Origin of the sequence: Lachnoclostridium phytofermentans (genome assembly GCF_000733755.1) — a bacterium.
Taxonomy (GTDB): Bacteria; Bacillota; Clostridia; order Lachnospirales; family Lachnospiraceae; genus Lachnoclostridium; species Lachnoclostridium phytofermentans_A.
On sequence record NZ_JPOF01000003.1, the window covers coordinates 891124 to 907333 of the forward strand.

General features: G+C 36.8%; 11 protein-coding genes and 1 other RNA gene. All 12 read right to left on the bottom strand.

Going from position 1 to position 16210, the window contains the following annotated elements:
* Position 1 precedes the first annotated feature (1 nt).
* The 12 genes from CC92_RS0109245 to feoB all read right to left on the bottom strand — a co-directional run bounded on the left by CC92_RS0109245 (position 2) and on the right by feoB (position 16146).
* Positions 2-916 carry an ABC transporter ATP-binding protein gene (locus CC92_RS0109245; RefSeq protein ID WP_029503173.1) on the bottom strand — a complete coding sequence of 305 codons (915 nt, stop codon included), beginning with the start codon at positions 914-916 and terminating at the stop codon, positions 2-4.
* 76 nt (positions 917-992) lie between these two features.
* The gene (locus CC92_RS0109250) at positions 993-3704 is read right to left on the bottom strand and encodes a hypothetical protein (RefSeq protein WP_029503172.1); all 2712 of its coding nucleotides are present in this window, start codon (positions 3702-3704) and stop codon (positions 993-995) included.
* A gap of 20 nt (positions 3705-3724) precedes the next feature.
* Positions 3725-4951, bottom strand: a complete 1227-nt coding sequence (locus tag CC92_RS20910) for a sensor histidine kinase (RefSeq protein WP_029503171.1) — start codon at positions 4949-4951, stop codon at positions 3725-3727.
* A gap of 103 nt (positions 4952-5054) precedes the next feature.
* Positions 5055-5759 carry a response regulator transcription factor gene (locus CC92_RS0109260; protein WP_029503170.1) on the bottom strand — a complete coding sequence of 235 codons (705 nt, stop codon included), beginning with the start codon at positions 5757-5759 and terminating at the stop codon, positions 5055-5057.
* 283 nt (positions 5760-6042) lie between these two features.
* Positions 6043-6440, bottom strand: an RNA gene (gene rnpB / locus CC92_RS21740) — RNase P RNA component class A.
* Positions 6441-6643: 203 nt separating this feature from the next.
* Positions 6644-8299 (bottom strand): nucleoside kinase, encoded by a 1656-nt coding sequence (locus CC92_RS0109265; RefSeq protein ID WP_029503169.1) that lies wholly within the window; start codon positions 8297-8299, stop codon positions 6644-6646.
* Positions 8300-8417: 118 nt separating this feature from the next.
* The gene (locus CC92_RS20915; protein ID WP_029503168.1) at positions 8418-9269 is read right to left on the bottom strand and encodes a tRNA (adenine(22)-N(1))-methyltransferase; all 852 of its coding nucleotides are present in this window, start codon (positions 9267-9269) and stop codon (positions 8418-8420) included.
* Positions 9270-9302: 33 nt separating this feature from the next.
* A complete protein-coding gene (gene rpoD / locus CC92_RS0109275) occupies positions 9303-10424 on the bottom strand; it encodes an RNA polymerase sigma factor RpoD (RefSeq protein ID WP_029503167.1) in 1122 nt (373 codons plus the stop codon).
* A gap of 63 nt (positions 10425-10487) precedes the next feature.
* Positions 10488-12278, bottom strand: coding sequence for a DNA primase (dnaG, locus tag CC92_RS0109280; protein WP_029503166.1), 1791 nt, complete (start codon positions 12276-12278; stop codon positions 10488-10490).
* A gap of 67 nt (positions 12279-12345) precedes the next feature.
* Complete coding sequence (locus tag CC92_RS0109285) at positions 12346-13356, bottom strand: deoxyguanosinetriphosphate triphosphohydrolase (protein ID WP_029503165.1); 1011 nt, start codon at positions 13354-13356, stop codon at positions 12346-12348.
* Between the two features lie 536 nt (positions 13357-13892).
* Positions 13893-14087 (bottom strand): FeoB-associated Cys-rich membrane protein, encoded by a 195-nt coding sequence (locus CC92_RS20920; protein ID WP_034218418.1) that lies wholly within the window; start codon positions 14085-14087, stop codon positions 13893-13895.
* 133 nt (positions 14088-14220) lie between these two features.
* Entirely contained in the window at positions 14221-16146 is a 1926-nt protein-coding gene (gene feoB / locus CC92_RS0109295; protein WP_029503164.1) for a ferrous iron transport protein B, read from the bottom strand.
* Between the last annotated feature and the right edge of the window lie 64 nt (positions 16147-16210).

Genomic DNA, 16210 nt, shown 5'->3' on the forward strand with positions numbered 1-16210 from the left:
TCTATTTCGTCAGTCTAAGAAATATCTCCTCTAAGTTTCCCTCTTCTCTTTTATAAGAGGCAATCGATACTCCATTAGCAATCAACCTTGTTAATAATTCCGCTTCCTTACTCTCTTCTCCATAAAAATGGAACGAGATACTTCCTTCTTTACTTGCAATATTCGTTACCTCCGGCATTTCCTTTAGTAACTTAATTGCAATATCATGACCACTCATAATTTTAATCACTAGTGGATTCTCTGCTTTTTGTTTCGCCATAATTTCTTTCATCGGCCCCTCAATCACAAGCTTACCACTTTCAATGATTCCGAGGTTAGTACACATTTCCGAGAGGTCTTTAAGAACATGAGAACTTAATAATATCGTAACTTTTTGTGCACATAGATTCTTTAATACTCCTTGAAGTTCTAACCTCGCTCTTGGTTCAAGGCCGGAAGCTGGTTCATCAAGTAACAAAAGTTTGGGCTGGTGAAGTAAGGTTCTTGCTAGACATAGCCTCTGCTTCATCCCCCTAGAAAGTTCATCCACGTAGTCATGCTTTTTTTCTCTTAGATTTACAAGTTCAAGTAACTCATCGATTCTTTTTTCTGCTGGATTTCCAACAATACCGTAAATACTAGCATAAAAGGAGAGATACTCTTGTGTATCTAAGTTATCATATACACCGAAAAAATCTGGCATGTATCCAATCTGTTCTTTCACATGTCTTGGATAGCGGAGGGCATCGATCCCATTAACCCAAACTTCACCGGAATCCGCAGATAAAAGAGAAGCTATGATTTTCATTGTCGTTGTTTTTCCTGCACCATTAGGACCGACAAAGCCATACAGTTCTCCCTTATGAAGTTCCATATTAAGCCCCTCAAGAGCATACGACTTACCAAACTTCTTTACTAAGTTCTTTATTACTAACATAGCTCCTCCTTTCTTGTTGATTGATTTCTCATTCTATTCTTTAAATTAATCCCTTACTACTTGAAAGTAAAAAACACTAATTCGCCTTTTTTATATAAGAGATGATCGGGATAGCGAAAACACCGCTCATCTCAACGTCTTCACCCTCATACTTAATCTTTAACTCCTGCTCTTCATTTAGATAGTTCTTAAGCTCCGATGCATTTAAAGAAACATCGCCATTAACAGCGTTTACCTTCTGATATCTTCCATCCTGTAATATATCAGATCGAAATACTAAATCATATTGGCTTGTGGTTCTATTATAGAAATATATCTTTTTTGCCATCATATTATAGTTTTCACTTTGATCTAAACTAATCTGAAAGATATCTGCTAGCAATAGTTCTGTGATTTCATCTTCCTTTGGAAGCTGATATTCTAATTCTAAACTATTCGTATAGACATAGCGATACGCACTGTCATAATAGTTATTTCCACCTACCTTTAGATAGCGATCAAGATTAGGTACTAGAGTTTCATTTCCAGTTGTTGTATTAACTTCCAAAGGAACTAACATCATAGAAACCCCATAACTTACATGGTTGCTTGATAAGGCTGAGAAAGGATGCTCCTTTGGTAAGTTCTCTGTAAACCCTATGAGATATGCTCCTTCTTTCGCATAAAGGCCACTTTCTATCACCAAACTAAGTGCGTTATTTTTTCTATTCCGTTCTGGCGATACCTTCTTTTCTTGATTTCCAATCTCTACACTAATCGCATTTGTATTATACAAAATACCGTCTATACTGTTATTATACTCTTGATTACATTCTTCTAATAAAACACTCTCGCCGCTTTCTAACTTACCAAGCAAAGCAACTCTACCATTATAATACACATATGCTTCCTCAAAATTCTCCGAAGAATCATTTGACACACTTCCACTCATAGAACTTTCCGTAACTGAAACCTGACCTGTTATTTCATTCTCAAATTCTCTAGCGTATTCTAAAGAGAAATACTGTGATGTGAATGCTGGAATATGGTTAAACTCCAGGGCGTAGCCATCCTCTGACTTTAACACCGAGGTAGTAACTGCATCTGGATAGGCCAACGTTTCAAATGATTTCTCTTTGTCAAATACCTCGTAAAATGTTGGGTACTGATACTTTCCCGCGATAATTTGGTCTGCATTTCCAATACTTAACTCTGTCTTTTTGTTTGAGGATAAATAAACATTTACATTAGATTCTCCCTCAAGAGTATTGGTATTAGGATCTAAAGTTTCTATATTAACATAAGAGATGTACGGTTCTGTAATTCTTGTATTCGTCCCCATAACATACACAATACAAGAAAAAATAATGGAGAGACTAGGAACAACCACCCAAACTAAGATATTCTTTTTCCTTTTCCGTAAAATAAAGTACAAGAGAGGTCCAATGATAATAATGTAGATTGCTAATAACATGCTATATGGAAAAACTTTCGGGACATTGATAAGATCCGAATTTTCTAAAACTCCTTGAACTCTGTAATTATCAAAGTTTGAATAGTTCTCTACTTCTACCTTATCCTTTACAACATTCGGAATATCCTCAAGTACCTGATCAACAATGGAAAGATAGAAGGTATTTAGCAGTTCGCCACTAACCCCTTCATTCACTAATAATTCTTCTTCTGTTATTCCCTCCATACCAAGTGGAAAGTGAAATACTAGAACATTTCCTTCTCCATAAGGTACTTTTTCATATATTGTTAGTTCATTCGATTCCTTCCTTTTAGTAGCATTCGTGGTTGAATATATATAAACAGGTTTTTCGACTTCAGTAAACTTTAAGTCACTGATTATCTTAGTTCCTAAAATAGATTCTCCAATATAAGAGACACACTCTTTTTGTGGGTCTTGTTTTTTCAGATCTTCCTTATATTTTAAATTGGAAGCTCTGGAAGTTTCATATCCTTTCACTTTTAATAAAAGATCCGAAAACTCAGAAGAGTTATTCATAGATATCTTTGCATTTTGCATAGATATTTCGGAATTATCTTCTGCAATGCTTAGAATATCAAGGTTACTAAGCCACTTAATTGCGGGCATTCCCTCTTGATAGTAAGCTTCACTTCCAAGTACCAATGTTCCGCCTCGTTTCACAAATCCTAATATTGCCTGTTGCTGTTCCATAGTCAAATTGGATATTGTAAAGTTTTCAATCACTAAGACATCTATAACGTCAAGTCCAATATAATCACTTGGAAAATTACTTTTATCCAAGGAAACGCATTTATTTCCAAAATATTCAAAATACGACAGTGGAGCCGACATATCACTTAAAATTCCCACGTAATAATAGGTTCCTAAGTTTACGACATTAAGGGGAATTACATCTTCTACAATTGTATCCTTATCCGTAGTAATAATCTCAAATTTCATCCCTCTACTGGCTCTGTTTATGGGAATATTTAATGTTACAATATTTTTTTCTAGTCCTAGAATCGTCGTTTTAGTTGCATAGCGAATATTATCTTGTTCTTCATTTATTAACGTGATTGCTACTTCACCCGAAAAACTTTCCCCTTTATTATATATTTTTGCGGTTAACTGCATGGTTCGGCCATATCTACCTTGTTGTTCCAGGCCATATTGTAAAGTCACTACAACTCGGTCATTAACCAAAACAATTGGGTTCCCACTTTGAGTGGTATTTCCCAGATTCGTTTGCGGAGCACTTGCTGCAGCTACATCACTTACGTTACATAGCAATAGTAGTATAGCAAACAATAAGCATAATACACGTAAATGTTTCATGTAGCTCCTCCTTTCCTTCCTTAACCGATTGGTAATACCACTTCAAAAACTGTTCCATCTAATCCACTTCGTGCCTCCACATGACCGCCGTGCATCTCAAAAATATTTCTTGCAATTGCTAAGCCAAGACCTGTCCCACCATGCTCTTCATTCCTTGAGTATTCTACTCGATAGAATTTCTCAAAAATGTGCGCTAGGTCTTTTTTCGGTATAACCTCACCAAAATTTGTGATGGTTACAATTACTTCTGTATCCTTTACCTCCAGATGAAGAATTACATTCTTACCATCTGCACCGTACTTTATAGCATTTCCAATTAAATTAGCAAATGCTCTAGCCAAATAATCTCCGTCCGCATCCACAACCGCAGATGGAACTGTAGAATCAAAGCTATATTCCAATCCATACTCTTTAAAACTTGGATAGAACTCATCCAATAGTTGATAAAGCATCTTTACTAAATCAACTTCTTCTTTATTAAACTTAACTTCCCCGAATTCAAATTTGGTATAAGAGAATAAATCCTCTATCAGCTTTTCCAGGCGAATTGACTTATTATAGGCAATCCCTATATACTTCTCCTTTGTATCTGCTGGAAGGTCTTTTCTAGATACCAAATCTAGATATCCTATGATAGAAGTCAATGGGGTTCGTAAGTCATGAGCTACGTTTGTAATTAGCTCATTTTTCTTATTTTCTGTAGTTCGTTCTTCTTCTATAATCATCTTAATCTCAACTGCCATACGATTTAGGTTCTGAGCAATTCTTGTAAATTCATCGTCATTACGAAGCGGTATCCTTACATCAAAATTACCAGTTGATAATTCATCAATACCATTTGATATTTCTCTAAGATAAGTACTCATCTTCTTTGTGAAGATTAAAAAATAAGTAATAAATGATAGAAAACCAATGAATATCGCAATCACGTAAATCACTAAATTAAACTTGTTATTGCTTTGAGTGTTTTTTGTTGGTTTAATATCTGCTTGTGTATTTTTCGAGTTTATGGATTCTCGGTAAATATCTTCATTAACCGAATTATTGATACTATTAGAGATTTGATTTTTATAATTAGACGTTGTTGTTTCCAGTGTCTGACTTACTTCCTGATTAGGTTGCAATGCATAAGAGATAAAATTAACAACTCCTAAAAATATTAGTACTGTAATTAAGGCCATGATAGCACTTACGATACTGTACCATAAGTTTCGATATCGAAAACTGTGAATAAATTTGTCTTCCATCGTGGTCCTCCATCCTTGGATGAAAAAGCTGAATAACCCCTACTTGTCAACGAGAAATTCCTTCTTACCTTTTCTCATTGACACGCGAAACAAGTAACAAGAATTATTTTTCAATCTTGTACCCAACACCCCATACTGTTTTGATGATTTCTGCATTCCTTGAGTCCATTTCGATTTTTTCTCTCAGTCTTCGAATATGTACCATAACCGTATTATTCGCTTCATACATCTTTTCGTTCCATACGCGCTCGAAGATTTCATCCGTACTGAATACTCTTCCTGCATTGGAGGCCAGTAAATATAATATATCAAACTCAATTGGTGTCAATCTTACTTCTTTTCCGTAAGCTATAACAACATGGGTTTCTTTATTAATCACCAAATGAGTCACAGCAATTTCCTTTTCATTCTTATCCTCATAAGTACTAGGATTGAACTTTGTAAATCGTCTTAGCTGTGATTTTACACGCGCCATTAATTCAAGAGGATTAAATGGCTTAATCAAATAATCATCTGCACCTGTGCTAAGGCCTATGATTTTATCTATGTCTGCCGACTTTGCACTTAGCATGATAATTGGAACTGTACTGGTTTCTCTTATCTTTTTACACATACTAAGTCCATCAATACCTGGCATCATAATATCCAAAATAACAAGTTTTATGTTCTCCTTTTGGAGGATCTCGAGTCCTTCCATGGCATTGTATGCTTTAAAGACCTGATATCCATCACTTACTAAATGAATTTCAACCAATTCTGCTATCTCTTTATCATCATCAACTACTAAAATATTTATCTCCTCTGCCATTTCTGAATAACCTCCTTACTAGACATATCTTATCATACCAAAGTACTAAAATCTTTACTTTTTTCTTACAAAACCCTAGTTTTTCTTGTACTGTTTCCTTAAATACAATTTTGCAAAACCAGCTTATTCCTGCGTTTCCTAATGTTATTTCTATATTACTTTAAATCCTCACTTTTACATAAAAAAATGAGACTACCTCCATGTTCTGCAGATTTGCCGAACCGGAACCAGTCTCACAATCATGACAAGTCAGAATCTAACTGGCTCATCTTAAGTTTCATCGAAATTGAGTAGTACTATAAGCCGGGTTCTGTATTTGATGATCATCTATCTTGACTGTATGTTACCATACAGCTCCTTTGCCCGTTACCGGACAAAACGCGACCTACCTAAGAGCACGGCGGGCCGCCGTATCGCTCTCATACCCTAAGGTATTTGTTTGGTCTTGCTTCGAGTGGGGTTTACACAGCCTTCTCTGTTACCAGAGAAGCGGTGGTCTCTTACACCGCCATTCCACCCTTACCCAACCTTACGGTTATTATCTAACCTTAAGGTTAGGCGGTTTATTTTCTGTTGCACTGGCCTTAGAGTCGCCTCCACCGGACGTTATCCGGCACCCTGCCCTATGAAGCCCGGACTTTCCTCACCGATAATAATCGGCGCGATCATCTGTACTACTCAACCTTAGTATGCTAACATGAATTATTTCATTTGTAAAGAAGTTTATCCTTCCAATTATAAAGAATAAGAGATATGGGAAGGAAGAATTTTAGATACAAGTATTAAGCTTATCAAACAATAAAAGCATACATAGTATTAACATTAAAATCTTACTAATGCATAATGGTATTGTAACTAGTGTTTCATGAAAGCAGATTTATTAATCAGACTTTAAAGCAGCTTCCACCGATAAACTCACGAATAATAGAATTCTTTGGAATATCTTCTGAGCTAACCCCAAGAAAGTAATCTAAAAATTTTAATAATCGCTTCGCTTCTAAATATTCTTTACAATCTTTATCGATTCCAAACAAGATTGGCTCTGCATATTGCTTTAAAACAGATAATTCATAAATTAAGGCAGAGTTAAACATACAATCTGCTTCTTCTTGGAACGGGAAGATATTCTCCTCTTCTCCACGACGTACCGATGCCCACATCGCAATTGTCTCGCGAGCAGAGGTTCCCCTCGTTCTAGCATCTCTTACCATTCGACGAATTAATCTTCCGTCCGTAGTAGGAATACGGTTATGTTCATCAATATTAAGCTGAGTTAATGCACTAATGTAAATTTTATATTTGCTCTCTTTTGGTAGAGAGTAGGACAATTCATCATTCAAACCATGAATACCTTCGATAACTAGAATATCCTCTGGCCCTAACTTCTTATAGTTTCCTTTATATTCTCTCTTACCGGATTTAAAATTAAAGTTTGGTAGTTCTACCGCTTCTCCATTCAATAAAGCAGTCATATCCTTATTAAATTGCTCTATGTCGATGGCATGAATGGATTCAAAGTTAAAGTTACCAAATTCATCTTTGGGTGTATTTTCACGATTTACAAAATAGTCATCGACAGCAATTGGATGCGGCTTATATCCAAGGGTACGTAACTGAATTGACAAACGATGAGAGAATGTAGTCTTACCAGAGGAAGAAGGTCCTGCTATCATAATAAACTTCTTACTACCAGCACTCTTAATTTTTTCTGCTATTTCTGCTATTCTCTTCTCTTGTAACGCCTCTTGAATCAGAATGATCTCATTCATGTTTCCCTTGGTTATCTCATCATTTAAGGAGCCAACCGTAGAAATCTCCATGGTTCTTCCCCAATGATTGGCTTGCTGAAGAGTTTCAAACAAACGTTTTCTTGGTTTAAACTCTGGAACCTTCTCTGGCTCTTCTTTGGTTGGTAGCATTAAGATAAACCCATCTTCGTATGGAAATATATCAAAATACTTTAAGATACCAGTGCTTGCCGGCATATAGCCATAATAATAATCCTCAAAGCCATCTAAATTATAGAGGTTTGCACTGGAAACACGGCGGTAGCGAAACAGTTTTTCCTTATCATACATCTGGTATTTATGGAATAACTCTACTGCATCCGCTGTAGCAATGGAACGTTTCATAAATGGTATGTCACGTTTTATAATGGCTTCCATCTCTTTCTTAACTTTCTCCATTAATGCAGCATCTACTTTAACTTTTCCATCCAATTCGCAGTACAGTCCTGAGCCAATTGAATGTTCCACTCTTATCTTTTCAATATTTTCATGCCCTAATACACGATAAATCGCTCTTATCATTACAAAGATAAGCCCTCTGGCATAAGTCTTGCGACCAGCATCTTCTGAAATTGTAACAAATTCGATTGTACAGTCCTGTTTTAATGTTTTAAACAGCTCACGTAATCTTCCATTCATCAATACAAGAATAATCTCATGTTTAAATTGAGACTGATATTCCTTGCTGATTTCTAAATAAGTCGTACCCTGTTTGTATTCTTTTGTCACGCCATCAATCGTGACTTTAAACATTCCCATATACTTATTACCTCTTTTCTGCGCTGCAGCGTAACATCAAGTCTGTGGTTGCAGCGCAGACACAAACTTATCGAGTGAATGAATTCTCATTTCCTCTTGTATTTCTTGTATTCTAAGATTGGTAGTATTGTAGGGCAGCATCTAAGATTTCAATTTCCTTTTGCAGTTGCGCATATCGTTCCTGACTTTTTAAAGAACCATTGATTTCTAAGCTTTCTTTTATTTTCATTGATTTAGCTTTCTCTTTTTCAAGGTATTGTTGCAAGATTGGATGCTTCCTCTCTAAAAGATACTTTCCATATCTATTATATAATTCTCTCAATTCCTTGGTGACATCTTCTCTCTCCTCGCGTAAGCTGCTCTGGTTTTCCTTTAATAAGGTAGAACAACATTTATCATGAGGCAAGGAATCACAACCTAGTTCTTGATGTGACAATATATCACTGCTACCTTTTTGATGAGGTAACGCGTCACAGCCCCATCTTTGATGAGGCTGTGATGCATAAAGTACCGTATAATACTTACCTTCGTCAATACACATATCCTCTTTTGTAATTTCGAAGTTCAGATTATGTAGATACTCTCGTACCCGCCAGATTTCTGACTGTGGCTGTAAAATAAGCTCTTTTGCCGCCTTTACGCACTCGCTACCTTCTTCTAGTATCTTAATCATTAGGGGTCCCCCCATGCCAGCGATGATGATCGAATCTGCTTCCTTTGGTTTTAGCTTGTGTAATCCATCAGATAATCTTGTCGTTATCAGATTCTCCAAACCGTAGCTAAGGATATTTTCCTGTGCCCGAAGTAATGGTCCCTCATTCACATCAAGTGCTATTGTCCTCGGTGCAACCTTTCTTTCTACAAGATATATGGAAATGTAGGCGTGATCACAGCCTACATCTGCAACCACATTTCCTTTGGTGACACAATCAGCCACCATACGCAATCGTTTTGATAAGTTCATGTAAAACTAGTTTCCTTCCTCTATTTCCTATCTTTACTCTAAATAGTCCTTTAACTTACGAGAACGGCTTGGGTGTCTTAATTTGCGAAGTGCTTTTGCCTCAATCTGACGGATTCGTTCTCTGGTTACATTAAATTCTTTGCCTACTTCTTCTAGAGTTCTGGCACGACCATCATCTAATCCAAAACGTAATCGTAATACTTTTTGCTCACGGTCTGTTAATGTGCCAAGCACCTCCATTAGTTGTTCTTTTAATAAGGTAAATGCTGCTGCTTCAGCAGGAACTGGTACATTATCATCCTGAATAAAATCACCCAAGTGGCTATCTTCCTCCTCACCAATTGGTGTCTCCAGAGAAACTGGTTCTTGAGATATCTTCTGAATTTCACGCACACGTTCTACTGGAATATTCATTTCCTTCGCAACTTCCTCGGGAAATGGTTCTCTGCCAAGCTCTTGTAATAGCTGACGTTGCACACGGATTAATTTATTTATCGTTTCTACCATATGAACCGGAATACGAATTGTTCTTGCCTGATCCGCAATTGCTCTGGTAATTGCCTGACGAATCCACCAGGTTGCATACGTACTGAATTTATATCCTTTTCGATAATCAAATTTTTCTACTGCCTTAATTAATCCAAGATTCCCTTCCTGAATCAAGTCTAAAAACTGCATGCCACGGCCAACATAACGTTTTGCTATGCTAACTACCAGTCTTAAATTTGCTTCTGCAAGTCTTTTCTTTGCATTTTTATCCCCTTGCTCCATACGCTGAGCAAGTCCAATCTCTTCATCTGCACTTAAAAGAGGTACCTTACCAATTTCCTTTAAATACATTCGAACTGGGTCTTCTGTACTAATTCCTTCTGGTACTGTTAAGTCGATTTTAGACAATTCCTCTTCTTCAGCTTCAATCAAGGCTAAATCGCTTTCATCAACCTCATCATCTACTTCCTCTAATTCTGGTGCACGCAAAACATCAATATTATGTCCCTCTAAATACTCATAGATTTTCTCAATACGGTCCGGATCCATCTCCATATCAGAGAAGAAATCATTAATCTCTTCGTATTCTAGTACATTTTTCTTCTTTTTTGCATACTCCAACAATTCTTTCAGCTTCTCGTGAAATTTTGCCATGGTTTCATCCATAAATAGCTTCCTTCTTTCTTCGTCTGAATGTTGTAATTATTCGATACCCTATATTTTCACAGTTTAACCATGATTTAAAGAACTATGCAGTTTCTCCAAGCCATACTGTTCTTTCATTACATTCTGAAGTGCCATGATATCATTGTCTTCTATCGCCCTCTTATAAGCAATGTCAAGACTCGCTCTTTTGACACGTATCACCGTATCTGCAAAAAGTTTTCTTCTCTCTGCTTCTGTCATCTCAAGTTGGATGGAAGTTGAGAATAGACTGGCTACTTCATTTTGCATTTCTTTGCTTTCAAAGCGATTAATAATCTTAGCAGGAGTAACTTTATGCTCACTTTCGTATTGCTCAAAGACCATATTAGCGACCTCTCGATATAATTCCTCGGTAAAATCATCCGCGGTTATAATTCCATGAATTCGGTCAAACGCCTTGGAATCATCAATCAGCCAGGTCAGCAATATCTTTTGTGACTTCTGCATCCCTTCTTCCGGTCTGCTTTTTTTCGCATTTTGCTCCTTTTCTCGCTCTCTCGTTTCCTTCGCTACATTCACTACTGTCATTTGGGCACCGTAACGATTTACTAGTTTCCTTAAATTTTCATAGGAGACATTGTATTTTCTTGACAATGCCTCGATGTAATTATTACGTTCAATTTCCTCTGTAAATACCAACAGTTTCTTAGCCATCTCATTGAAGAATTTCGTCTTTTGTTCCGGATCCTCTAAATCATAATCCCTTTCCAAGACTGAAATCTCAAAGAAGAAACTATTCAGTGCTTGATCAATTCTCTTTTGATACTCTTCTGCGCCAAGTGCCTTAATAAATTCATCCGGGTCCTTATAAGGTTTCATATCGATTACCTTTGCAGAAAGTCCAGCTTCCTTTAATATCGGTATTGCTCGAATCGCTGCTGCCACTCCGGCACCGTCGCTATCATAGGTAAGATAAACTTCCTTCGTATAACGGGACATTAATCTCGCCTGTTGTGGTGTAAATGCAGTTCCTAAAGATGCTACCGCATTCTGAAATCCTGCCTGATGTAATGCGATTACATCCATATACCCTTCGCAGATAAGAAAATAATTCTTCCTTGATGTTCTAGCAAAGTTTAATCCAAACAAATTTCTGCTTTTATCAAAAATAATGGTTTCCGGAGAGTTTAAATACTTTGGTACTCCATCGCCCATCACTCTACCACCAAATGCTATTACTTTATTGTTCCCATCCATAATAGGAAACATGACTCGGTTCCAAAACTTATCATAAGCTCCTTTACTTTCTTCCATTGTAAATAAGCCAGATTGCCTTAATAAGGTATCCTCATACCCTGCTTTTTTCATATATTGATATAAATCATCGGAGTATTTGGTAGAATACCCAAGCCCAAACTTTGTAATTGTTTCTTCGCTAAGTCCCCGATTTCTTAAATAAGCAAGCGCCTCTTCTCCCTGCTTACTTCTAAGTTGGTAAAAATAATACTTACCAGCCTCCTTATAAAGCTCTAGCACTCTTGTCTTTAAATCTGCTGCCCTTTTCGCTTCTTCCGAATACTCTAATTCCGGTAGTTTCACTCCAGCACGTTCAGCTAAAACACGTAACGCTTCCACAAAGGTGTAGTTTTCATATTCCATCAGGAAGGTGAACACATTTCCCCCAACACCACATCCAAAACAGTGATACATTTGTTTTGAGCCACTTACGGAAAATGACGGAGATTTCTCATTATGAAATGGACACAGTCCCATGTGGTTGGCGCCACGTTTTTGCAATTTAACATAAGAACCAACTACATCAACGATATCATTGCGTTCTCTAACTTCTTCCACAAGTTCCTCTGGATAATACATAGCAAGCTCCTCATTTCTCATCTGTTGCATCTATAAGTACATTAATTTAAAAATCATGATTATATCCCTAATAGACATCCCACGCTGAAGGAATCATGATTTCTTTATATTTCGCAACTGCATACCGATCAGTCATACCAGCTATATAATCACATACAACTCTACCAGCTGGCTCCTTTTTCTCTTCTATCATAAATAAGTATTCCTCCGGCAAGCAATCAAGATGTGAATTATAGTAAAGATAAAGCTGCTCTATCATCTTCTCTGCTTTTGCTTCCTGACCTTTGGCAACAGGATTCGTATACACACTGCGAAACATATATTTTCTAAGCTCTAACATAGCCTCTTGCACTCGTTCTGACATTATAATATCGGCTGTTCCGTAGCTATGAATAACAATATCATGAATTAAGGTATTCAACCTCTCAACGGGGTTATGTCCAAGAACGTCCGTGAATTCTCTAGGAATCTCATCCTCCTTTATAATTTGCCCACGGATGGCATCATCTATGTCATGATTGATATAAGCAATTTTATCCGATAGCCTTACAACCTTTCCCTCTAATGTTGATGGACTACCGGCAGTCTGATGATTTTTTATTCCATCCCTTACTTCTTTCGTAAGGTTTAGCCCTTTCCCATGCTTTTCCAATAATTCCACTACTCGAATGCTTTGCAAGTGGTGTTCAAAACCACCCTCACATACACGGTTTAGTGCTCGCTCTCCTGCATGGCCAAAAGGGGTATGACCTAAGTCATGTCCTAAAGCAATCGCCTCAGTTAAATCTTCATTCAGCTGAAGTGCCTTAGCAATTGTTCTCGCATTTTGCGAAACTTCTAGAGTATGAGTCATTCTGGTTCGATAATGGTCTCCTTCTGGGGCTAAAAACACCTGTGTTTTCCCATTGAGTCGACGAAATGCTTTGGAATGTAAAATTCTGTCCCGATCTCTTTGATATACCGGGCGAATATCACAAGCAACCTCTTTTACATCTCTTCCAAGGGAACAATCACTGAATGCTGCATAGGGACTCAAATACTCATGCTCTCTTTGTTCCTGAAGCTTTCTTATGTTCAGTTTCAACTGTTCCATCCTAACCTCCATTCTTAAATAAACGAAGCCATCTCGATTGAAATCCTTATTCATCTTATTCAATTGTGAAAGGTGACGAACCTTGTCCCAAACTTTCTATAACGGTATTTCAATGGGATATGATATTGTAGTATACTACTATAATACCCTCTACTATACTATTCTACAAAATAATTCGAATTCCTCTTTTTATTTAGAAAATTATCGCAAAGAAAGTTTATCTCAAAAACATATACCTTTCAAATCGGTGTGTCTAATCACGTGTGTATCGATAGAAAAAAGCACCTTGAAATGCTTTTTATAGACCAAATAATGAGAATTATAGAAGAGGAATAGTCAAGAGCACTTCTCCTTGGAATTAATAAAAAGAGGTACAACAGATTTCTCACTCCACTGTACCTCCAAATTATTTACTTAGTTTCTTATAAAAGATTACTCCAAATCTTCACTGATCTATTATTGATTTCATATTGTAATCCTTAAGAAATATTAATGTTTAGATCCTCTACGAAAAATCTTAGTTATCCCTGGAATGTTTTCACCTTCTCTTTTGTCCGATGTTTCTTATCATATTCTTTCATACTGCCACAATGACTTGGACAATCGGCACATCCACAGCTACAAAACTTACCCGCTTTTATTTCTCTAACTCTTTTCCTTACAACATAGAAGACATATGCCCCTAACAGTAATACTATTATTAATGTTGGCCACATACACATCCTCCTTTCTATAAGCCTTATATTAACACCTAGCGCAATTCCACATCGATTGGTAACTGATACTGCCATTAACGTGAAAAATCATCTTTTACTTTCCCACTAATACCTGTCTAGCGCTAAGATTGTTTTAAAGGCTTGTAATAAAACTTGCAATCTGGAAAAATAACACCGACACCAGATAAGCAACACTTAATTGAAACAGTATCGAGAATATCGTCCATTTCGTGGAGTTTAATTCTCTCTTTACCACAGCGATTGTCGCAACACATGGCGTATATAGTAAACAAAATAGCATAAAGGAATAAGCATTAATCGCGGTAAAATTCTGACTGGACAATAAGTTGATTAAGTTATCCATTCCTTCCCCAGAACTGATATTTGCAATTCCATATAGTACGCTAAAACTAGATACTACAACCTCCTTGGCAGCTAATCCAGAGATAAGAGCTACAACAACTTGCCATAATCCGAGTCCCGCTGGAACTAAAATCGGACTAAGAAACTTTCCAAAGATTGCACCAAAGCTCTGTGACATATCTTCTGTCATACCTTGTGGTCCAAAATTTAAGATAAACCAAATTACTATCGATGCAAGGAATATCGTAGTCCCCGCTTTTGTTAAATAATCCTTTACTTTATCCCAAACATAGATAATAATCGTTCTTTTGTTTGGTGTTTTATATTCTGGTAACTCAATCAGAAGAGGACTCATACTACCTTTATTCCCGAGTTTGTTCATTACAAAGGCAGATATTACTGCAATAACCAAACCTATCACATACATAGAAAAGGCAGCTAACATAGCGTATCGTCCAAAAAACATCTGCGAAAATAGCACGTAGATTGGAAGTCTGGCACTACAGGACATGAACGGTGTGACTAAAACTGTTCTTCTTCGATCCCTCATATCCTCTAACGCTCTGGATGCCATAACCGCAGGAACGGTACAGCCAAATCCAAGTATCATCGGGATAAAGGCTCTTCCGGAAAGTCCAAGTTTCCCCATCAAACCATCCATCACATATGCAACTCTTGCCATATATCCACTATCTTCTAAGAAAGCTAATGCAAGAAATAGGATAAAGATATTTGGTAAGAAAGTAAGAATTCCACCAACACCAGCAATAATACCATCAACTAATAACGAAATCAGTATCTCACTCGTACCAAGTGATTCCAGTCCATTTAGCACCATGCTAGAAAAGCTTTCAAATCCAACTTCAAAATACCCTTTTAGAAAATCATACTTTTGATGAATAATCTCAGCTTCATAACTTTTATCAGCAATTCCTGATAAATCAATAGGTACAAGATTCATTACCTCTTCATCATGCTCTAAAAGTTTAAGCGCATACCAGCGATAGTTTTCAGTTTCAAATTCAATTTCCATCATGCGATCAATGAGCACATCAATCTTATCTTCTATTTCATCACTATAAACCATCGTTAATTCATGATGATGTTCATGGGCATGACTGCTTTCCTCTTCCACTTTATTTGGATGCTGATGTACAATACTATTATGACGACACTTTTCTTTATGGTGTGCTACGGTATGCATTAAAATATCTAAACCAGTACGTCTTCTCGCTGAAACCGGGATACATGGAATCCCTAACATCTCAGGTAATCGATGCATATCAATCTCCATACCACGCTCTTCTACGATATCCATCATATTTAACGCCAAGATAACCGGTTTTCCAAGCTCTATTAACTGTAACGTAAGATATAAATTTCTTTCTAGTGCAGATGCATCTGCAACGTCAACAATGACATCTACCTCAGAATCTAAGATAAATTGTCTCGTCAGCTTCTCTTCCATGGTATAGGATGTTAAGCTATAAATCCCTGGAAGGTCTACTAATTTAAAACGATGATCATGGTATTTCATCGCTCCTTCTTTTTTTTCAACCGTAACTCCTGGCCAATTGGCTACCTTTAATTTAGCACCAGTATAGGCATTAAATAATGTCGTTTTCCCGCAGTTTGGATTTCCAACAAACCCAACTTTTAATTCCTGCTTTTCTCTGTGATTCTCTTCTTGAATCATGGTTTACTTCCTTTCATTCGGCACTTACTACATTGCTGTCTATTTATATCTTCTTTCTTTTCTA